This is a genomic window from uncultured Sphingomonas sp., from assembly GCF_964244235.1.
In the GTDB taxonomy this organism is placed as follows: Bacteria; Pseudomonadota; Alphaproteobacteria; order Sphingomonadales; family Sphingomonadaceae; genus Sphingomonas.
In genome coordinates this window covers 14,082-34,027 of record NZ_CAXTII010000009.1, presented here as the reverse complement: position 1 = coordinate 34,027, position 19,946 = coordinate 14,082, and the positions used below count along the sequence as shown (strand labels likewise).

19 protein-coding genes are annotated in these 19,946 nt (G+C 64.8%); 7 read left to right on the top strand and 12 right to left on the bottom strand.

The window, feature by feature from the left end:
- Positions 1-34: 34 nt before the first annotated feature.
- A complete protein-coding gene (locus ACFE7D_RS03145; RefSeq protein WP_375393972.1) occupies positions 35-463 on the top strand; it encodes a CoA-binding protein in 429 nt (142 codons plus the stop codon).
- Here the strand turns inward: ACFE7D_RS03145 and tmk are convergent.
- From tmk to ACFE7D_RS03130, 3 genes are read right to left on the bottom strand one after another with little or no spacing between them, the layout of a single operon-like run.
- The gene (gene tmk, locus ACFE7D_RS03140) at positions 456-1,115 is read right to left on the bottom strand and encodes a dTMP kinase (protein ID WP_375393971.1); all 660 of its coding nucleotides are present in this window, start codon (positions 1,113-1,115) and stop codon (positions 456-458) included. The genes ACFE7D_RS03145 and tmk overlap by 8 nt on opposite strands.
- 8 nt (positions 1,116-1,123) lie before the next feature.
- A complete protein-coding gene (locus ACFE7D_RS03135) occupies positions 1,124-1,507 on the bottom strand; it encodes a DUF2147 domain-containing protein (protein ID WP_375393970.1) in 384 nt (127 codons plus the stop codon).
- A gap of 12 nt (positions 1,508-1,519) precedes the next feature.
- Positions 1,520-1,798, bottom strand: coding sequence for a chorismate mutase (locus ACFE7D_RS03130; protein WP_375393969.1), 279 nt, complete (start codon positions 1,796-1,798; stop codon positions 1,520-1,522).
- 129 nt (positions 1,799-1,927) lie between these two features.
- Here ACFE7D_RS03130 and ACFE7D_RS03125 point away from each other — a divergent pair, with 129 nt between their 5' ends.
- Positions 1,928-2,941 (top strand): polyprenyl synthetase family protein, encoded by a 1,014-nt coding sequence (locus ACFE7D_RS03125; protein WP_375393968.1) that lies wholly within the window; start codon positions 1,928-1,930, stop codon positions 2,939-2,941.
- Between the two features lie 27 nt (positions 2,942-2,968).
- On the opposite strand, the gene ACFE7D_RS03120 is transcribed toward ACFE7D_RS03125, so the two are convergent.
- On the bottom strand, positions 2,969-3,955 hold the full coding sequence (locus ACFE7D_RS03120; RefSeq protein WP_375393967.1) for a cation diffusion facilitator family transporter: 987 nt from the start codon (positions 3,953-3,955) through the stop codon (positions 2,969-2,971).
- A gap of 17 nt (positions 3,956-3,972) precedes the next feature.
- Positions 3,973-4,746, bottom strand: a complete 774-nt coding sequence (locus tag ACFE7D_RS03115) for an N-formylglutamate amidohydrolase (protein WP_375393966.1) — start codon at positions 4,744-4,746, stop codon at positions 3,973-3,975.
- 40 nt (positions 4,747-4,786) lie between these two features.
- On the opposite strand from ACFE7D_RS03115, the gene ACFE7D_RS03110 reads away from it, so the two are divergent.
- Positions 4,787-5,689, top strand: coding sequence for a transglutaminase domain-containing protein (locus ACFE7D_RS03110; protein ID WP_375393965.1), 903 nt, complete (start codon positions 4,787-4,789; stop codon positions 5,687-5,689).
- On the top strand, positions 5,689-6,504 hold the full coding sequence (locus ACFE7D_RS03105) for a transglutaminase family protein (RefSeq protein ID WP_375393996.1): 816 nt from the start codon (positions 5,689-5,691) through the stop codon (positions 6,502-6,504). Before ACFE7D_RS03110 ends, ACFE7D_RS03105 begins: the two co-directional genes overlap by 1 nt.
- A 2-nt stretch (positions 6,505-6,506) precedes the next feature.
- Here the strand turns inward: ACFE7D_RS03105 and ACFE7D_RS03100 are convergent, their stop codons facing one another.
- The 7 genes from ACFE7D_RS03100 to rpiA all read right to left on the bottom strand — a co-directional run bounded on the left by ACFE7D_RS03100 (position 6,507) and on the right by rpiA (position 13,541).
- Positions 6,507-6,884: a winged helix-turn-helix domain-containing protein gene (locus ACFE7D_RS03100; RefSeq protein WP_375393964.1), complete on the bottom strand. Its 378-nt coding sequence runs from the start codon at positions 6,882-6,884 to the stop codon at positions 6,507-6,509.
- Between the two features lie 15 nt (positions 6,885-6,899).
- The gene (locus tag ACFE7D_RS03095) at positions 6,900-7,646 is read right to left on the bottom strand and encodes an HAD-IIB family hydrolase (RefSeq protein ID WP_375393963.1); all 747 of its coding nucleotides are present in this window, start codon (positions 7,644-7,646) and stop codon (positions 6,900-6,902) included.
- Positions 7,643-8,461, bottom strand: a complete 819-nt coding sequence (locus ACFE7D_RS03090) for a Cof-type HAD-IIB family hydrolase (protein ID WP_375393962.1) — start codon at positions 8,459-8,461, stop codon at positions 7,643-7,645. Before ACFE7D_RS03090 ends, ACFE7D_RS03095 begins: the two co-directional genes overlap by 4 nt.
- Positions 8,458-9,438 (bottom strand): phosphogluconate dehydrogenase (NAD(+)-dependent, decarboxylating), encoded by a 981-nt coding sequence (gnd, locus tag ACFE7D_RS03085; protein ID WP_375393961.1) that lies wholly within the window; start codon positions 9,436-9,438, stop codon positions 8,458-8,460. Before gnd ends, ACFE7D_RS03090 begins: the two co-directional genes overlap by 4 nt.
- Before the next feature lie 130 nt (positions 9,439-9,568).
- Positions 9,569-10,693 carry a transaldolase gene (gene tal, locus ACFE7D_RS03080; protein ID WP_375393960.1) on the bottom strand — a complete coding sequence of 375 codons (1,125 nt, stop codon included), beginning with the start codon at positions 10,691-10,693 and terminating at the stop codon, positions 9,569-9,571.
- Complete coding sequence (tkt, locus tag ACFE7D_RS03075; protein ID WP_375393959.1) at positions 10,693-12,789, bottom strand: transketolase; 2,097 nt, start codon at positions 12,787-12,789, stop codon at positions 10,693-10,695. The genes tal and tkt overlap by 1 nt, the downstream gene beginning before the upstream one ends.
- A 65-nt stretch (positions 12,790-12,854) precedes the next feature.
- Entirely contained in the window at positions 12,855-13,541 is a 687-nt protein-coding gene (rpiA, locus tag ACFE7D_RS03070; protein WP_375393958.1) for a ribose-5-phosphate isomerase RpiA, read from the bottom strand.
- A 181-nt stretch (positions 13,542-13,722) separates the two neighbouring features.
- Between rpiA and ACFE7D_RS03065 the strand changes: the two genes are divergently transcribed.
- Genes ACFE7D_RS03065 through ACFE7D_RS03055 form a run of 3 tightly spaced genes read left to right on the top strand, consistent with a single transcriptional unit; the run spans position 13,723 to position 19,931 of the window.
- A complete protein-coding gene (locus ACFE7D_RS03065) occupies positions 13,723-14,952 on the top strand; it encodes an efflux RND transporter periplasmic adaptor subunit (RefSeq protein WP_375393957.1) in 1,230 nt (409 codons plus the stop codon).
- Positions 14,953-14,958: 6 nt separating this feature from the next.
- Complete coding sequence (locus ACFE7D_RS03060) at positions 14,959-18,267, top strand: multidrug efflux RND transporter permease subunit (RefSeq protein ID WP_375393956.1); 3,309 nt, start codon at positions 14,959-14,961, stop codon at positions 18,265-18,267.
- Positions 18,267-19,931: an efflux transporter outer membrane subunit gene (locus ACFE7D_RS03055; protein ID WP_375393995.1), complete on the top strand. Its 1,665-nt coding sequence runs from the start codon at positions 18,267-18,269 to the stop codon at positions 19,929-19,931. The genes ACFE7D_RS03060 and ACFE7D_RS03055 overlap by 1 nt, the downstream gene beginning before the upstream one ends.
- Positions 19,932-19,946: the final 15 nt, after the last annotated feature.

The window sequence follows — 19,946 nt, the reverse complement described above, 5'->3', positions numbered from 1 at the left end:
GCAACGTTGTACGGTTGCCTGAGGGAGCGATCCGATGCCTTTGACGACCGATGCCGATATCAAGGCGCTGCTGGACGGTGCGCGAACCATCGCTCTGGTCGGCGCATCCGATCGTCCTGATCGGCCATCCTACCGCGTCATGGCGACGTTGCAGCAGCATGGCTACCGCGTGATCCCGGTCAATCCGCAGATCACCGGCGAGCATATCCATGGCGAATTCGTGTTCCGCGATCTGGCGCAGCTTGGCGATCCAATCGACATCGTCGATATCTTCCGCCGGTCGGACGCGGCAGGTGCAGCGGTCGACGAAGCGATCGCGATCGGTGCCAAGGCGGTTTGGATGCAGCTTGGCGTTGTCGACCAAGCCGCGGCGGCGCGGGCAGAGGCGGCAGGGCTGCAGGTGGTCATGGATCGGTGTCCCGCGATCGAGATACCACGGCTCGGCGTCGAACCGGTCAGCTGATCGCCCCCACGATCTCCTCGGCGATCGCAGCGGGCGTCCGCATCGCATCGCCCGCCATCGTGGCGACGGTTATCCAGCGCCCGCCGATGGATCGCTCGACCATCGACCGATAGGCCGTGCGGACTTCCAGTTGCAGGCGGGCGTCCGCCTCGTTTTCGTCCAGCGCGCGGTCGGTATAGGAACGCTGCCGCTTCTGCAGGATCTGGTCCAGCGCGCGCGCCGGCGGCGTATCCAGATAGACCGACAGGTCCGGCAGCCGGAGGCCGAACGCCCCGGTCTCCAGCGCCAGGATCCAGCGCATCAGCCGATCGGCCTCGTCGCTGCCGACCTTTGCCGCCTGATACGCCATGTTCGACGCCACATACCGGTCGAACACCACCACGTCGTTCGCCGCCGCGACGTCGACGACGTGAGCGCGCGATTCGAACCGGTCAAGCGCGTACAGCACCGCCGCCGATTCGGGCGTCGCACCCCGGGGCAACCGACCGGATAGCAGTTCCCCCAGCATATGCCCGCCGATGGTATCTCCGTAGCGCGGGAACGACACCACCGCAGCGCGCTTGCCGTTGGCGCGGAGCAGGTCGGCGACCGCCGCCGATGCGGTCGCCTTTCCGGCACCGTCCGCACCCTCGATCGCGAGGAACAGGCTCATCGGCGCTTTCACGTCTGCGACTTGCAGATGAAATTGGGCACCAGGCACCCACGCATCGTGATCGTGCCGGCATCAGCCAGTGCTACCGACGCCCAGACGGTGATATCGCGGTCGGGCACGAACAAGGTGCCCGACCAGCGTCCCTTGCCCGACGGTGTCACGTCACGGAGCAATTCGGTGCCGACGAGTTCGGGCGTCCCCCCGTTTTTCGCCGCCGCCCCGGCCCCCGGGCTGGCGCGCGTCGCCCAGCCGCATAGCGCCTTGGCGCACGGCCCGATCCGTACTTCGACGCTGCTCGTCAGATTGTGCCACTGCCCCTCGATCGTTGGAAGCGCCGGGACCGGGGCGGCCGCCTGCGCCGCTGCCTGCAGCGTCAGGATCACGTGGATCATCGCCGTTCCCGATCAGCCACGAAGCCGCTCGTGATGGCGGATGACTTCGTCGATGATGAAGCGCAGGAATTTCTCGGTGAATTCCGGATCGAGGTGTGCGCTTTCGGCCAGCGCGCGCAGCCGTGCGATCTGCGCCTCCTCGCGACCGGGGTCGGCGGCGGGTAGTCCGGATTCGGCCTTGTAACGGCCGACCGCCTGGGTGACCTTGAACCGTTCAGCCAGAATATGGACGAGCGCGGCATCGATATTGTCGATGCTTTGGCGATACCCGCCGAGCGTATCGTCGGACATCCGCGCCCCTTCCCCGGGCTCGATGCCCGCAGCGCCGCCGTTGCCGGGTTTTGCCGCGCCGGGCAAGTACCCCCTTCGTCCGCGAGGGTTGCGTTCGCTCCGGGTTCCCGCCACAGGCTTCGCCCCGACATGAGTGCAACGATCCACCGCCTCGACTCCGGTCCGCAGCCCTCGCTCGACCCGATGGTCGCGCTGGTCGCCGGCGACCTGAACCTCGTAAACGCGGTTATCCTTGGTCGTATGCAGTCGGACATCCCGCTGATCCCCGAACTTGCCGGCCACCTGATCGCGGGCGGCGGCAAGCGGATGCGGCCGATGCTGACGCTCGCGAGCGCGCGACTGATCGGATATACCGGCAATCGCCACCACCGTCTGGCGGCGGCGGTCGAATTCATCCACACCGCGACGCTGCTGCACGACGACGTCGTCGACGGTTCCGATCTGCGCCGGGGCAGACGCACCGCGAACATCATCTGGGGCAACCCCGCGAGCATCCTGGTCGGCGATTTCCTGTTCAGCCGCGCGTTCGAACTGATGGTCGACGATGGCAGCCAGAAGGTCTTGAAGATCCTGTCGAACACCTCCGCGATCATCGCGGAAGGCGAAGTGAACCAGCTCACCGCGGCGCGGCGGACCGATCTGGCGGAGGACCGCTATCTCGATATCATCGGGGCAAAGACCGCCGCGTTGTTCGCCGCCGCCTGCCGGATCGCCGCAGTCGTCGCCGAACGGCCCGAGAGCGAGGAAAACGCGCTTGACGCCTATGGCCGCAATCTCGGCATCGCGTTCCAGCTGGTCGACGACGCCATCGACTATGTCTCCGACGCCGGAACGATGGGCAAGGACACGGGCGACGATTTCCGCGAAGGCAAGATGACGCTCCCCGTCATCCTGGCCTATGCCCGCGGATCGTCCGGCGAGCGCGCCTTCTGGAAGGATGCGATCGAGGGTCGCCGATCGAGCGACACGGACCTGGCGCAGGCGGTTGGACTGATCCGCGACGCGCGCGCGATCGACGACACGCTGGCGCGCGCCCGGCATTACGGTCGGCGCGCAATCGATTCGATCGCGGGCTTCCCCGCAGGGAATGCGAAAGAGGCGATGGTCGAGGCGGTCGAGTTCGCGATCTCCCGCGCCTATTGACGATCGCCGAGGCGCTGGGATGCCTTGTCAGCACCCGTCGCATTCGTCGCCGCGTTCCAGCTGGAGCGTCGCATGTCCGATCCCGAACCGATCGTGCAGCATCTCGCGCGCGGCGGACAGAAACGCGTCGCCCGGATGGCCCTGCGGCACGACCAGATGTGCCGTCAGCACGGGTTCGGTCGTCGACATCGGCCAGATATGCAGATCGTGGATCCGTTCGACCCCGGGCAGCGTGGTCAACGCGTGCTCGACCCCGTCGTAATCGATCCCCCGGGGCACCGCGGCCAGTGCCATCTCGACGGTTTCGCGCAACAACCCCCAGGTCTGACCGAAGATCAGCGCGACGATGACGAGGCTGACGACGGGATCGATCCAACCGATCCCCGTCTTCCAGATTAGCAGCCCCGCGACCACCACGCCGACCGAAACCAGCGCATCGCTGAGCATGTGCAGATACGCGCCGCGGACGTTGATATCGCCCTTGCTCCCGCGCGAGAACAACCAGGCGGTCAGCCCGTTGACCGCGATGCCGACAGCCGCGACCATCGAAATGGTCAGGCCCGCGACGGTCGGCGGGTCCGAAAAACGCTGCACCGCCGCCAGCACGATCGCCCCGAGTGCGACCAGCAGCAGCAGAGCGTTGAACAAGGCCGCAAGGATCGTCGACCCCTTCAGCCCATAGGTGAAGCGCTTGGTCGGTGCTGCCCGCGCCAGCGTCGCGCCGCCCCAGGCGACCGCGAGGCCGAGGACGTCGGACAGGTTATGCCCTGCATCCGCGAGCAGCGCGACCGATCCGGACCACAGCCCAACCCCGCCCTCGCCGATCACGAAGGCGATGTTCAGCGCGATGCCGATCGCGAAGGCGCGCCCGAACGCCGTGGGTGCGTGCGAATGGCCATGCCCGTGCCCCTGGTCGTGCCCGTGCCGCTGGTCGTGCGCGTGACCATGCGAATGGCCGTGGTCGTGACGGTGGCTGGCCAAGTCGATCCTTTCGAAGCGCGTGTCGCGTATCATCCGGCAACGATGATACGCTAGCCCATCGCCATCGATGTCGCGCCAAGCACGCGAACGAGCCGATCGCACCAGTCACGGCAACCGGCGTCGTCGTCGATCAGGTCCTGCCGCACCTCGATTTCCGCATAAGGCAGTCGGTCAGGATACGCATGGCGCGGGATGGTATAGTCGATCAGGTCCATCCGGTAGGGTTCGTTGTCGCCTACCGTCAGGTCGCGTTCGTCGCGCAGCGCCGTCAACAGTGCCTGCGCGAACGTCGGATCGCCGTCATTGTACAGGATGCCGACCTGCCACGGCCGCGCCAAGCCGCGCATCACCGGCGTGAAGCTGTGCAGCGCGATCAGGATCGTCGGCTGCCCCTTCGCCTGCCGTCGCGCGATCTCCGCGCCGATCGCCGCCTGATAGGGTTTATGGATCGCCGCGATCCGCGCCACCCGGCGGGTTTCGTCGAGCGCCGCGTTCGCCGGCACCGGCGTGCCGTCGCTGACCGTGGGCATCGCGTCCGCTGCGTCGGGATCCCGGTTGCAGTCGATGACGAGCCGCGAATAGACCTGTTGCACGAACACCGCATCCAGCGCGGCCGACAACAATTCGCCCAGCCGCGCGACACCGATGTCCCACGCGATGTGGCGCGTCCGTTCGCTGGGCTCCAGGCCCATATCGCCGAGGACCGACGGGATGCGATTGCCGGCGTGATCGCCGATGAGAAGGAACGACGACGACCCTTCGGGGTTTTTCGTTACGATAGGCGATGGATCATCGGCACCAAGCAGTGCAATGTTGCCGCTCATGGGATGCGGGGACCAAATGCCATTGCTCACCCTTTCACACGTGACGCGCTACATCTACCGCCATCCGGTGTCGTTTGGCGAGCACCGGATCATGGTCCGTCCCCGCGAAAGCTATGATCAGCGTCTGGTCGATGCGGAACTCGTCATTACCCCGGAGCCGTCGGCCCTTCGCTGGTTGCAGGACGTGTTCGGTAATTCGGTCGCGATCGCCACCTTCTCCACTCACGCCAGGGAATTGGTATTCGACAGCCGAGTCCGGCTGATTCATGAACCCGCCGAGCTGCAGGACGTGGATATCGAGGAATACGCCCGCTTCTATCCGTTCACCTATTCGTCGGAGGAAATGCCGGACCTGCTTCGCTCGATCGAGCGGCAGCACCACGATCCGCTTCGCCTGATCGATGGCTGGGCTAACCGCTTCGTCGCGAAGGACGGACGCACCGATACGCTGGACATGCTGTCGGCGATGACCGCGGCGATCAAGCGCGAGTTCACCTATGTCGCGCGCGCCGAGAAGGGCACGCAGACGCCGATCGAGACATTGGCGAAGCGCAAGGGGACGTGCCGCGACTATGCCATGCTGATGATCGAGGCGGTCCGCGCGCTTGGGTTCGCGGCGCGCTTCGTGTCGGGATATGTCTATAATCCCTCCTCGCACGAGCGTCATGTCGGCGGCGGCAACACGCACGCCTGGGTCCGCGTCTATCTGCCCGGATCGGGCTGGGTCGAATTCGATCCGACCAACGGCATCGTCGGCAATCGGGGGCTCATCCGCGTGGCCATCGCGCGCGATCTGTACCAGGCCGTTCCGATCTCCGGATCCTGGAGCGGCTTTCCCGGCAGTTTCCAGGACATGTCCGTATCCGTCGATATCCGGCTCGACGAGACCGCGCTGCCTATCGCCGATCCGATCCCCGTTCCCCGCCCCAGAAAGACCGCATGATGCTGATCCGAACCGGCTACGACATCCGTTACGAGACCGACATCGCCACGCCGATGATGGCGATGCTGAGCGTTCACCCGTCGCGTGACGAGGACCTGAGAACGCCGCACCGGATCGTCGCGACGCCCGACGTGCCGATGCACGACTACCGCGACGCGTTCGGCAATATCTGCACGCGCTTGACGGTGCCGGTAGGCGGACTGACGCTCGACTGCGATTTCACGGTCGAGGATAGCGGCCTGCCCGACCCGATCGCGGCCGACGCGGTCCAGCACCGGGTGGAGGACCTGCCCGACGACGTGATCGTCTATCTGCTCGGCAGCCGCTATTGCGAGACGGACCGGCTGTCGGATGCGGCGTGGAGCCTGTTCGGCCATATCCCGGCGGGCTGGGAGCGCGCGCAGGCCATCGTGTCGTTCACGCATCACCATATCGAATTCGGCTATCACCATGCGCGGCCGACCAAGACGGCATGGGACGCCTATCAGGAAAAACAGGGCGTCTGCCGCGACTTCGCGCATCTGGCGATCACCCTGTGCCGCTGCATGAACATCCCGGCGCGCTATTGCACCGGCTATCTCGGCGATATCGGGATCGACCCCATCCCGGGGCCGATGGATTTCTCGGCCTGGTTCGACGTGTATCTGGGTGGCGCGTGGTACACGTTCGACGCGCGTCACAACAAGCCGCGGATCGGCCGTATCCTGATGGCACGCGGCCGCGACGCGACGGACACCGCTTTGACGACCACGTTCGGCCCTGCACGACTGGTGGGGTTCGACGTACACACCGCGCAGGTTTCATACCCGGGGTGAGATCAGCAGTCTTCGGCGGCCTGGGGCGTATCGCGCAACAACCCGCGAAGCGCGTCATAAGCCTCACCCTCCGCAGCCGCCATCATCCGCCGCTCGATCGCGCGAAACGCGGTCAATACCGCGCGGCCGGTGACGCTCAACGTCGCACCCCGCCCGGCACCGCCCCCCGACACCGTATCGACCAGCCGGTCCGCAAAGCACCGGTTCATCTCGTCCACCAATAGCCAGGCGCGCCGGTAACTCATGCCGAGCGATCGAGCACCGGCCGAGATCGACCCGGCCGCATCGATCGCCTCCAGCAACGCCGCCTTGCCCGGCCCCATCGCCGGCTCGTCGCCGCAGAACAATTGCGCCTTCAGCTTCAACGCGCCGGCGCGCACGTTATCGGCCGTCCTTCATTTCAGGCAGGCGACGATCCCCGCGATCGCCGCCAGCGTGCCTTCGGGGTCCTTCACGCGCACGGTATCGAGTCCCAATTCCCTGGCGGGATAGTCATTGCCGCCCGGAAAGATCGCGTCGCCGATGAACATCATCTCGTCCAGCGCGATATCGCTCGCATCGCGCAGCTTCTTGAGGCCGTACGCCTTGTCGACGCCCTTTTGCGTGATGTCGATCGACGTCGCGCCGCCCATGTTGATCGACAATTCGGGCAGTCGCTGGCGCAGATCGGCCTGGATCACCTTGCGCTTGGCGAAATCGGGATCCCATTTCTCCTTGGCCTCCAGCGGCGCTTGCTGACCGAGCGCGGAGAAGGTGATCTGGCTGCCGCGATCCTCGATCCGCTCGCCCCAGGTCCGCTCCGGCGTGAATCCGGTCGCCGCCAGCGCGGCATCGAACGATTCCAGGATCTTCGTCTTCTCGGCATCGTCGAACAGCTCGGCGTAAACCGCATGCCACCGGCCGTCCTCGAACCGGTAGAGCTTGGTTCCGGTCGTCGGCATCAGCCACAGTTTCGTTACCTCCGCGCGCGGCGGAAGTCGGCTTGCGACCTGCTTCTCGAACTGCGGCCAATCGCCGCCGGAGATCACCGCGACGTTCGCGACGGCCAGCAGGTCCGCCAGCGCCTCGCCCATCGGGTCCTTAAGCGGCTGCTTGCTCTCGGCCAGCGTTCCGTCGAGGTCGAAGGCAACCAGCTTCTTCATGCACTCACTCCACTCGTTTTCAGTATGATGTCGTCGATCGCGTGGGCCACGCCGTCCGCGTCGTTGCCGGCCGTGACGTGCTGCACCTTCGCCTTCACGGGGTCGGGCGCGTTGCCCATCGCGATCGATACGCGGGCGAGTGCCAGCATCGGCAGGTCGTTCGCCTGATCGCCGATCGCCGCGGTTTCGGCGAGGGGAATGTCGATCGCCGCGGTCAGCGCGGTGATGCCATCGCCCTTGTTCGCCGCGCGCGCGGTCACGTCGAGATAATAGGTCTGCGACTGCACGATCGTCGCACGGTCGCCGAACTTGGCCGTTGCCTTCTCATGCAGATCACGAAGCAGCCCGGCGTCGTCGCTGACGAACGTGATCTTGTCCGCCTCGTCCAGCAATTCGTCGAACGAGCCCTGTACGATCGGGTTCTGGTTCGACGCCAGTCGCTCGTGCTCGACATGCACGCCCTCATCGGTCGAGGCGTGCCATTCGTCCTTCGCAAACACCCAGCGATCGACCTTCGCATCACCCACGATGTCGAACACGCCCCGCGCGACGTTCGGGTCGATTACATGATGCTCCATCACTTGACCGACGCGCGTGAAGACGATGCCGCCATTGAACGCGCCCATCGGTCGGTCGATCGCGAGCGTGTCCGCGATCGGCATCATCCCCGACCGGGGCCGCGCGCTGATGATCGTGAAGGCGACACCCGCATCGTTCAACCGTCGAACCGCATCGACGACGGCAGGAGTCAGGTTCTTGTCCTTGTCGACCAACGTCCCGTCGACATCCGATACCAGCAGTCGGATCCCGCTCACTGCGGGATCTCGACATGTCCGCCAAACCCATACCGCATCGACGATAGCAGCTTGTCCCCGAACGTGTGCTCGACCCGGCTGCGGTAGCGTGCGAACAGTGCCGCGGTCAGCACGTTGGCAGGCACCTTCTCTTCCATCGCGGCGTCGATCGTCCACTGGCCCTCGCCGGAATCCGCGACGCTGCCGGTGAAATGTTCGAGCATCTGGTCCTTCGCCAGGCCGATCGCGGTCAGGTCGAGGAGCCAGGAGGAGATCACGCTGCCACGCCGCCAGACTTCGGCGATGTCGGTCAGGTTCAAGTCGAACCGCTCGTCCTCGGGCAGCTTGTCGGACACTTTGCCCTTCAGGATATCGAAGCCCTCGGCATAAGCCTGCATCAGGCCGTATTCGATGCCGTTATGCACCATCTTCACGAAATGCCCGGCTCCCGGAGGCCCGGCATGGATATAGCCCTTCTCCGCGCGGGGATCCTCGCTTTCGTCGCGGCCAGGGGTACGCTCGATCGTGCCAAGCCCGGGTGCCAGCGTCTCGAACATCGGATCGAGCGTCGCGAAGGTGTCGTCATCGCCGCCGATCATCATGCAGAATCCGCGCTCCAGCCCCCAGACGCCGCCCGAGGTGCCGACATCGACATATTTTATGCCCTTCTCCGCCAACGTCTTCGCGCGCCGGATATCGTCCTTGTAGAAAGTATTGCCGCCGTCGATGATGATCTCGCCCGCCACCGCCTTCGTGGCGATCGTCGCGATCGTCTGTTCGGTCGGGTCGCCTGCGGGCAGCATGACCCACCAGATCGCAGGCGTATCGAGCTTCGCACGCATATCGTCGAGCGAGTCCGCCGCGACCGCGCCGTCCGTCGCCAGTTTCTGCGCCGCTGCCGCGTCGTGATCGTACGCTACGACTTCATGGCCACCGCGCATAAGCCGCCGCGCGATATTGCCACCCATCCGGCCGAGGCCGATCAGTCCGATCTTCATGCCGTTGTCCTTTATTTATATACCATCCCGGCGAAGGCCGGGGTCCGGTCGGGATGGCGATCGTGAAGTAAGTCCTCCGCCACGAAGGCTTTCCGAACCGGACCCCGGCCTTCACCGGGGTGGAGGAAGTTCAAGCCGCCGCCGGTTGCTTCGCCGCGATGGACCCGAGCAGATCGTCGAACGCCTTCGTGAACGACGCCACGCCCTGCAGCACCAGCGTACCCGTCACGCCCGTAAGGTCCAGTTTCAGCCGATCGGCTTCCGCCAGCACATGCTTCGCCGCCTCGATATCCTGCGTCAGCGTATCGGCGGCGGCGCCGTGATCGCGGAACGCGTCCATCGTCTTCGGCGGCATCGTGTTGACCGTATCGCGACCGATCAGCGTGTCGACGTACAGCGTGTCGGGATAGGCCGGGTCCTTCGTACCCGTCGATGCCCATAGCAGCCGCTGCGGCATCGCGCCCCTCGCCGCCAGCGCCTGCCAGCGGTCCGATTTCAGGAATTCCAGATACCATTGATAGGCCAGCTTGGCGTTGGCGATCGCCACCTTGCCGCGGATCGCCTTCAACGCCTCGGCATCGGCATCGCCGTCCTTCACACGCGCATCGATCTGCTCGTCGATCATCCCGTCGATCCGGCTGACGAAGAAACTGGCGACACTGGCGATCCGGTCGATCGGCTGGCCCTGGAGCACCCGCTCCTCCAGCCCCATCGCATAGGCTTCGGCCACGCGGATATAGGCGTCGAGCGCGAACAGCAGCGTCACGTTGACGTTGATGCCGGCGGCGATCGTCGCCGCGATTGCGGGACCGCCGCCTTCGGTCCCCGGGATCTTGATCATCAGGTTGTGGCGATCGACCGCGTCCCACAACTTCTTCGCCTCGCCGATCGTCGCATCGGTATCGTTCGCCAGATAGGGCGATACCTCCAGGCTGACATAACCGTCCTTGCCGTCCAATCGCTCATAGACCGGTTTCAGCGTGTCCGCCGCCGCCCGGATATCGCCGATCGCCAGATGTTCGTACCGGCTCATCGTCGATGCATCGGGCTCGGCCTTGTCGAACGCGGTCAGTTCCTCGTCATAGGCGTCGCCGTGGCCCATCGCCTTTTCGAAGATCGACGGGTTCGACGTGACGCCGGTGATGCCGTCCTCGTCGACCAGCTTCTTCAAGCCACCCGCCGCCAGGAACTTGCGATCGACGAAATCCAGCCAGACCGCCTGGCCCAGGCCTTCCAGTTCATTGAGCGCGCTCATCACTTGGTCTCCAAAAGGGATTTCGCGACCGATACGACATGGTCGAGCGTGAAGCCGAACTTGTCCTGCAATTTGGCGATCGGCGCCGATGCGCCGAACGTGTTCATGGCGATGATCTTGCCGTCCAGCCCGACATAGCGGTCCCAGCCGATCTCCCCCGCCATCTCGACCGCGATACGCGCCTTCACCCCCTTGGGCAGGACGCTTTCCTTATACTCCTCGGTCTGCTTCTCGTACCGGAACCAGCTCGGCATAGAGACGACGCGCGCCTTCACCCCGTCGGCGGTCAATTGCTCATAGGCATCGACCACCAGCGACACCTCGCTGCCGGTGCCGATCAGAATGACGTCGGGAGCGCTCTCGCAGCTGGCGAGCACATATGCGCCCTTATTCAAACCATCCGCGGCAGCATATTTCGAGCGGTCGATCGTCGGCAGCGCCTGACGGGAGAGGACAAGCGCGGTTGGATGGTTGCCCGCCTCGACGATCGCCCTCCACGCCGCGGCGACCTCGTTGGAGTCGCCCGGCCGGATCGTGTCGAGCCCCGGGATCGCTCGGAGCGTCGCCAGATGCTCGATCGGCTGGTGCGTCGGGCCGTCCTCGCCGACACCGATCGAATCATGCGTAAAGACAAAAGTCGCGCCGATCTCCATGATCGCCGCCAATCGGATCGGCGCGCGCATGTAATCCGCGAACACCAGGAAGGTGGAGCCATAGCCGCGCAGGTGCGACAACGTCATACCGTTGACGATCGCGCCCATGCCATGTTCGCGCACGCCGAAATGAAAGTTCACGCCGGCATAATTGCCGGGCTCGAACGAGTCCTGCCCCTTGATGTCGGTCTTGGTCGAGGGCGACAGATCGGCCGATCCGCCCAGCAGCCAGGGCAGCCTGGGGACAATGGCGTTCAATATCTTGCCGCCGGCGTCACGGCTGGCGAGACCCTTGGCATCGGTATCGAAGCTCGGCACGTCGGCATCCCAGCCATCGGGCAGCTTGTCGCCAAGCATCTGTGAAAGCTGATGCCCCTCTTCGGGAAACTCCGTCCGGTAGCGCTCCAGCATCGCCTCCCATTCTTCGCGCAAGGCTCGGCTGCGGCCGATCATCGCATCACGAAGCCGGCTCTCGACGCCATCGGGTACGAGGAACTGCGCGTCCTCGGGCCAGCCATAGGCACGCTTGGTCGCCTTGACGTTGTCCTCGCCCAGCGGTTCGCCATGCGCCTTCTCGCTGCCCGCCCTGGGCGAGCCGTAGCCGATCACCGAATGGACGACGATGAAGGTCGGCTGATCGTCCGTCGACTTGAAGGTCTCGAGCGCCGCGGCAAGCGCGGCGGTGTCGTTCGCGTCGTCGATATGGATGACGTTCCAGCCATAGGCCTGGAAGCGCGCGCCCACATCCTCGTCGAACGCCAGTTCGGTACCGCCCTCGATCGAGATATGGTTGCTGTCGTAGATCCAGCACAGGTTCGACAGCTTCAGATGCCCGGCAACGCTCGCCGCCTCGGCGGAGATACCCTCCATCATGTCGCCGTCGCCGCACAGGACGTAGATGTCGTGGTCGAACAGCGGAAAGCCGTCGCGGTTGTAGCGGGCAGCCAGCCAGCGCTCGGCGATCGCCATGCCGACCGAATTGCCGCAGCCCTGCCCGAGCGGCCCGGTCGTCGTCTCGACGCCGGTGGTGTGGCGATATTCGGGGTGTCCCGGCGTCTTCGAACTGAGCTGCCGGAACTGCTTGATGTCGTCCAACGACACCGCCTCGTCGCCCGATTTCTTGCCGTCCTTGTCGATCTCCTCGATACCGGCGAGGTGGATCAGCGAATAGAGCAGCATTGACGCATGCCCGACCGACAGCACGAAGCGATCGCGGTTCGGCCAGTCCGCCTTGGCGGGATCGTAGCGGAGAAATTTCGACCAGATCGTGTAGCCGACCGGTGCCAGCGCCATCGGTGTTCCGGGATGGCCGGAATTGGCCTTCTGCACCGCATCCATCGACAACGTGCGGATCGTGTCGATCGCCAACCGGTCAGGGCTGCCATCCTCGTGCAGGCTCGCGGTGGACGACGCCGGCGGCGCGGCAGTGATGGTATCGGACATCTGAAGACCCTCGCTTTGCCCCCCGAACGCTCGCGCGCCCGAAGTGGTTTCTTGTCCGCTCGCCTTTATCCGCGCTTGTCCTGCCGTTCCAGTCTCGTAACGACAGTGCCGGTCGCAACGTAGATCGCCGACACTTCGCGCAGGAACAGGCCGTGGCCGACCACGCCGGGGATTGCATCGATCGCGTCGGAGACGGCGGCGGGATCCGACAGGTCGATCGATCGTGCGTCCAGAATGATATTTCCCTGGTCGCTAAGGAAGGGAGCACCGCCCGTCCTTCGAAGCACGACCTCCGCGCCGAGCGCCGCCAGCCGCGCGGTGACATAAGCGCATGCGAACGGCAGCACCTCGACCGGCAGCTTGGCCGCGCCGATCCGCATCACCATCTTCGACGAATCGACGACGGCGACCATCCGCCGCGATGCCGCCGCGACGATCTTCTCGCGCACCATGGCACCACCGCCACCCTGGACGGCGAAGAACCGGTCGTCGATCTCGTCCGCGCCGTCGATCGTCAAGTCGACCACGGCGATGTCCGCGAAGTCGGCGACCAAGAGCCCGGCCGCACGCGCCGCACGTTCGGTTTCCACCGACGTGGCGACGACCCGCACGACCAGCCCCGCGGCGACGCGCTCGCCGACGTGCGCGACCACGTAAGCGGCTGTCGAACCCGTACCCAGCCCAAGCGTCATGCCCGAAACGATTTCCGCGGTCGCTGCCAAGGCGGCCGCCCTTTTTTCCTGTTCGTTCACGCGAACCTCTCCTATCCAGATCAAGCGTCAGCCGGGGATCAGATTGTTCGCAGATGCACAATTTTTAATGCGCCCTGCAACGAATCGATGGCCTATAGGTTCGACGGTCGCGCCAGCGTCGGATGAATTTCGACCCGACGCGGCACATCAACCGAGCGGGTAGGCGCGATTGACCGACATTATGGAGACGAAACGCCCGATTTGGTTCGCGCTGACTTTGTTGGCGACCGCCGCGGCGATATCGGGCTGCTCGTCCAAGGGTAGCGGCAGCGAGAAGGCGCAGGCGAAGGGTGGCGCAGGCCAGCCGGGGCAGGGCACACCGTCGGTTGGTTATGTTGTCATCCAGCCGACAAGCGCCCCGGTCGTTACCGAACTGAGCGGCCGCACGACCGCTTTCGAAAGTTCTGACGTACGCCCGCAAGTTACCGGCATCATCCGCCGTCGGCTGTTCACCGAAGGTTCGCTGGTGCGCAAGGGACAGCCGCTCTACCAGATCGATCCACGACTTTATAAGGCGTCGGCAGACCAGGCCAGCGCCAACTTGCAAAGCGCGCAGGCAAATCTCGTCGCACAACGCATTCTCGCCGAACGATACAAGCCTTTGGCGGCGCAGCAGGCGATCAGCCAACAGGACTACACCAACGCGGTCGCGACCGCACGGCAGGCGCAGGCATCGGTCGCGCAGAACGCCGCCGCGTTGCAGACGGCGCGCGTAAACCTGCAGTTCACGACATTGCCGGCACCGATATCGGGCCGGATCGGACGATCGCTCTTCACCGTCGGCGCGCTCGTCTCCGCAACGCAGACCGATCCGATCGCGCAGATCCAGCGGCTCGACCCTATGTATGTCGACGTTCAGGAATCGGCGGGCGATGTGCTGGCGCTGCGTCGCGCGCTGGCAACGGGTGGCGTGACCGCGACGACAGCGCAGGTCCGGCTGAAGCTGCCCGACGGCAGCGATTATGGCTCGGTCGGTACGATCGAATTTTCGGAAGCGCTGGTCGATCAGACCACCGGCACCGTTACGCTCCGCGCACGCTTCCCTAACACACAGGATTTGTTGTTTCCCGGCATGTTCGTGACCGCGACCTTCGCGCAATCGATCGACCGGTCGGCATTCCTGGTGCCGCAGCAGGCGGTATCGCGCGATCCGAAAGGTGTGGCGACCGTCATGGTCGTCGCGGCCAACAACAAGGCGGTGCAGAAGACGGTCACCACCGCGCGCGTGCAGGGGCAATATTGGGTCGTGACCGCGGGGCTGCACGCGGGCGACAAGGTCATCACCCAGGGCCTTTCGAAGATCAAACCCGGCCAGGGCATCAAGCCCGTCCCCGCCGACACCCCACAGAACATCGAAGTGCCGCCCGGCATGAAGGATGGCGGCAAGGGCGGCCAGGCAAAGGGCGGCTGATCGGTAATGCTGAGCCGAATCTTCATCGATCGCCCGATCTTTGCATGGGTCATCGCGATCATCGTCATGATGTGCGGCCTTGGTGCCATCATGGGTTTGCCCATCGCCCAATATCCGGACGTCGCGCCGCCTCAGGTGACGATCCAGGCCACCTATCCGGGTGCCAATGCGCAGACGATCCAGAATGCGGTGACTCAGGTCGTCGAGCAGCAACTGACTGGCATCGACGGCCTGCTATATTTCCAGTCCGCATCGTCGAGCAGCGGATCGGTTACCATCACGGTTACGTTCGACAAGGGCACGAACCCCGACATCGCCCAGGTGCAGGTGCAGAACCAGGTGCAACAGGCGCTCAGCCGCCTGCCGACCCAGGTCCAGTCGCAGGGATTGATCGTCAAGAAGTCGAACCCCGACTTCCTGCTGGTCGCGGTGGTTTATGACACGACCGACAAATCGACCGCGCAGGACGTGTCGGATTATCTGGTGTCCAACCTGCAGGACAGGTTGGGACGGACGCAGGGGGTCGGCAACACGAACGTATTCGGATCGCAATACGCCATGCGGATATGGCTCGATCCCAACAAGCTCAACAGCTTCCAGCTGATGCCGTCCGACGTCGTCACCGCGGTCCAGGCGCAGAATACCGAGGTCGCGGCCGGCCAGATCGGTGCTCAGCCCTCTCCCGAAACGCAATTTCTCAGCGCGACCGTCACCGCGCAATCGCGGCTCCAGACACCGGACCAATTCGCGAATATCGTTCTCAAGACGACTCCCGGCGGTGCCGTGGTCCGGATGAAGGATGTCGGCCGGATCGAGCTGGGTGCCGAAAGCTATGCCGCGCGCAGCCGGATCAATCGCCATCCGGGTGCTGGCATCGCCGTGCTGTTGGCACCGGGGGCCGACGCGCTGAAAACCGCCGAGTTGGTGAAGTCGCAGATCGAGACCGCGGCCAGGAGTTTCCCGTCGGGTTACCAATATGCGTTCGTCAACGATTCGACGAACTTCATCAAATTGTCGATCCAGGAGGTCGTGAAGACACTGATCGAGGCTATCCTCCTGGTCGTCGTGGTCATGTTCGTGTTTCTGCAAAGCTGGCGCGCGACGCTGATCCCGACCATCGCCGTTCCGGTCGTTCTGCTCGGCACCTTCGGCATTTTCTATCTTGCCGGATTTTCGATCAACACGCTGACGCTGTTCGGGCTGGTGCTCGCGATCGGGCTGCTGGTCGACGACGCGATCGTCGTGGTCGAGAATGTCGAGCGGCTGATGGAGGAAAACCCGGAAATGAGCCCTCGCGATGCGACGATCGCGTCGATGGAGGAGATTACCGTGGCGCTGGTCGCGATCGCGCTCGTGCTGTCCGCGGTGTTCCTGCCGATGGCATTCTTCGGCGGGTCGACCGGTGTCATCTATCGCCAATTTTCGCTGACGATCGTATCCGCGATGGTGCTGTCGGTGCTCGTGGCGCTGATCCTGACCCCCGCACTCACTTCCGCCCTGTTCAAACAGAAGAAGAAGGATGCGCAAGGCGATCCGGTGGAGGATGGCTGGGCAGGCAGGCACTTCCCCCGCACCGCGCATTTCATCGCCCGCGGTCGCGATGGGTTCAACGATGGTTTCGCTGATCTCACGACGCGGTATACCACTTCGGTAGAGGCCGTGATCAACCGCAAATGGTTATTCTTGGTAGTCTATCTGGTGATCGTCGCCGTCCTTGCGATCATGTTCCTGCGGCTGCCGACCGGTTTTCTGCCGACCGAAGACCAGGGCATCGGTATCGTCCAGTTCCAGCTACCACCCGGCGCGACCCAGAATCGCACGATCGTGGTCCAGAAGGCGGTCGAGAATTATTTCCTGAAAAACGAAAACGCCAACATCGCGACCGCCTTTTCGGTCAGCGGCGTCGGTCAGGGCGGCTCGCCAGGGGGGCAGAATACTGGCGTTGGCTTCGTCGCGCTGAAGCCATGGGATCAGCGATCGGGTGCCGCCAATTCCGCCGATGCCATCACCGCCCGTGCATCCGCCGCGTTCGGAAATCTGCGGGATGCGCAGGTCTATGCGCTCGTGCCGCCATCGGTCCGCGGCCTTGGTCAGTCGAACGGCTTCACGATCGAATTGCAAAACAGCAGCGGGATGAGCCAGACCCAATTCGAGGCGGCGCGTGACAAATTGCTGGCGAGTGCGGCGGGCGACCCGATGTTCGTGGGCGTCCGCATCACCGAATTGCCCGACACGCCGACGCTGCATGTCGAGACCGATCCGCAAAAGCTCGCAACGCTCGGGCTGACTCAAGCCAACGTCAATACGACGCTGGCCACCGCCTGGGGTGGCCAATATGTCAACGACTTTGTCGATCGCGGGCGCGTGAAGCGCGTCTATGTGCAGGGCGACGCGCCGTTCCGATCGCAACCGTCCGACCTCGACCAATGGTATGTCCGCGGATCGACCAACCAGATGGCCCCGTTCTCGTCCTTCGCGACGACCAGTTGGGAGACGGCACCCGTATCGTTGTCGCGGTTCAACGGGATCCAGAGCTACGAATTCCAGGGATCGGCAGCGCCCGGCAAATCATCGGGTCAGGCGCTGGAGAGGATGCGGCAGCTCGCCGGACAAATCCCTGGCACCAGCATCGCCCTGGCAGGTCTGTCCTATCAGGAAAATATCTCGTCGGGTCAGGCACCCGTGCTTTACGGGCTGTCGCTGCTCGTCGTGTTCCTGTGTCTTGCCGCCTTGTACGAAAGCTGGTCCATCCCGGTCGCGGTGCTGCTGATCATCCCGCTTGGGTTGATCGGCGCGATCATCGCCGTCACGCTGCGTGGGCTGACCAACGACGTCTACCTCCAGATCGGGTTGCTGACGACGATGGGACTGGCGTCGAAGAACGCGATCCTGATGATCGAGTTCGCCGAGCAGGAGGAAAAAAAGGGAGCGCATGTCCTGGAGGCTGCGCTGTCCGCCGCCAGGATCAGGCTTCGTCCGATCCTGATGACGTCCTTCGCGTTCATCTTCGGCGTTTTGCCGCTAGCCATCTCGACGGGCGCGGGCGCGAACAGCCGGATCGCGATCGGCACCGCGGTTATCGGCGGGATGCTGACCGCAACCCTGCTCGCGATCTTCTACATTCCCTTCTTCTTCGTCCTCATCCGCCGCGGTGCGCGCGATGGCATCGCCAAGCTGCACGGACGGCCGACCGGTTTTCAGGGCCCGCATGATGGACCCGGCGATGACGGCCGCGGTCCGGCGGGCGGCGGTGGCCAGCCGCTCCTCGAAGGGCCCGCACCGACCCCCGCTTTGCCGGCACCGGAGCCCGCATGATGCGCCGCGCCATCGCTACGCCGGTCACGCTGATCGCCGCAACCGCACTCGCCGGATGCAACCTTACGCCGCATTACGAACGAGGCGCGCTGCCGGTGCCTCCGTCCTGGCCGGTCGGCGACGCCTATCTCGCGCAATCCGAGGCGAAGCTGCCCGCGGTCACGTACGCGCAGGTCTTCACCGACCCCCGGCTGCAAGCGATCATCCGTCAGGCGCTGGTCAACAACCGCGATCTGCGGATCGCCGCGGCCAATATCGTCGCACAGCGCGCGCAATATCGTATCCAGCGCTCCGACCTGTTCCCGATCATCACCGCCGATGCGCGCTATTCCTATACCGGCGGCGGCGGCGGCGCACGGGCGACCGCGGCCAGCTCGACGGCCGGCGGTACGGGGTCGGGCACCACGGGTGGCAGCACGACCGGTACCGGTACTGGCACCAGTACCGGGGGAACGACGGGGGGTACCGGTACGGGAACCGGTGGTACCGGCACGACGGGAACGAGCACCGGATCGGGTAGCGCCGTCGGCACCTCGTCCTCGGGCAGCGCGTTTTCCGCAGACATCGGGACGACCGCGTTCGAGGTCGATCTGTTCGGCCGGATCCGATCGCTGACCAGCGCCGCGTTGAACCGCTATTTCGAAACCGAGGCCGCCGCCCGTGCCACCCGGCTAACGCTGGTCGCCGAAATCGCGAATGGCTGGCTGACCTATGCCGCCGATCAGAGCCTGTTGAAGATCGCTAAGGATACCGAGGCGAGCGCCGAGCGCACCGTCACGCTTACCAACGCGCAGCTACAGGGCGGCATCGCGCCGCGCACCAACCTGCGCGAGGCGCAACAGACGCTATATTCGGCGCAGTCCAGCGTCGCGGCACAAAGAACCGCGATCGCGCAGGATATCAACGGGTTGCAGCTTCTGGTCGGCGCGACCGTCGATCCCAAGCTGCTACCCGCGTCGATCGAGGAAGGGATCGGCACCATCGCCACCCTGCCCGCCGGGTTGGACTCGACGGTCCTGCTGCGGCGACCGGATGTGGTCCAGGCGGAATATGAACTGCGTGCGACGAATGCGCAGATCGGTGCAGCGCGTGCGGCCCTGTTTCCCCGGTTGACGCTGACCGGGCTGGCCGGTTTTGCCAGCAGCGCCCTATCGTCGCTTTTTACCGGCGGCGCGTTCAGCTACTCGGCTGCGCCGTCGCTGACCTATCCGATCTTCCAGGCGGGCGCGGCGCGTGCGGGCGTCACTTATTCGAAGGCACAGCGCGACGTCGCGCTCGCGACCTATGAAAAGACGATCCAGACCGCGTTCGAGGAGACCGCCAACGCGCTCGCCCGGCTCGGCACCATATCGGACCAGCTCGGCGCGGATCGGAACAACGTGATTGCTGCGACAGACGCCTATCAATTGACCAATGCCAGCTTCCGCGGCGGGGTGGGCACGTTCTTGGACGCGCTCGTGGCGCAGCGGACGCTGTTCAGCGTCCAGCAGGCGCTGGTCGCAACCCAACTGACCGCCGCGCAGAACCGGGTGACCCTGTACCAGGTGCTCGGTGGCGACTCGACGCTGGAGACGACCGCAACCGGGCCGAAGCCGGTTACCGCCTCGGGCGCGCCGCGTATCGACGATCCGCAACCAAGCCCGACAGCACGTCCGGCGCAGTGATCGACGCGCCTTGAC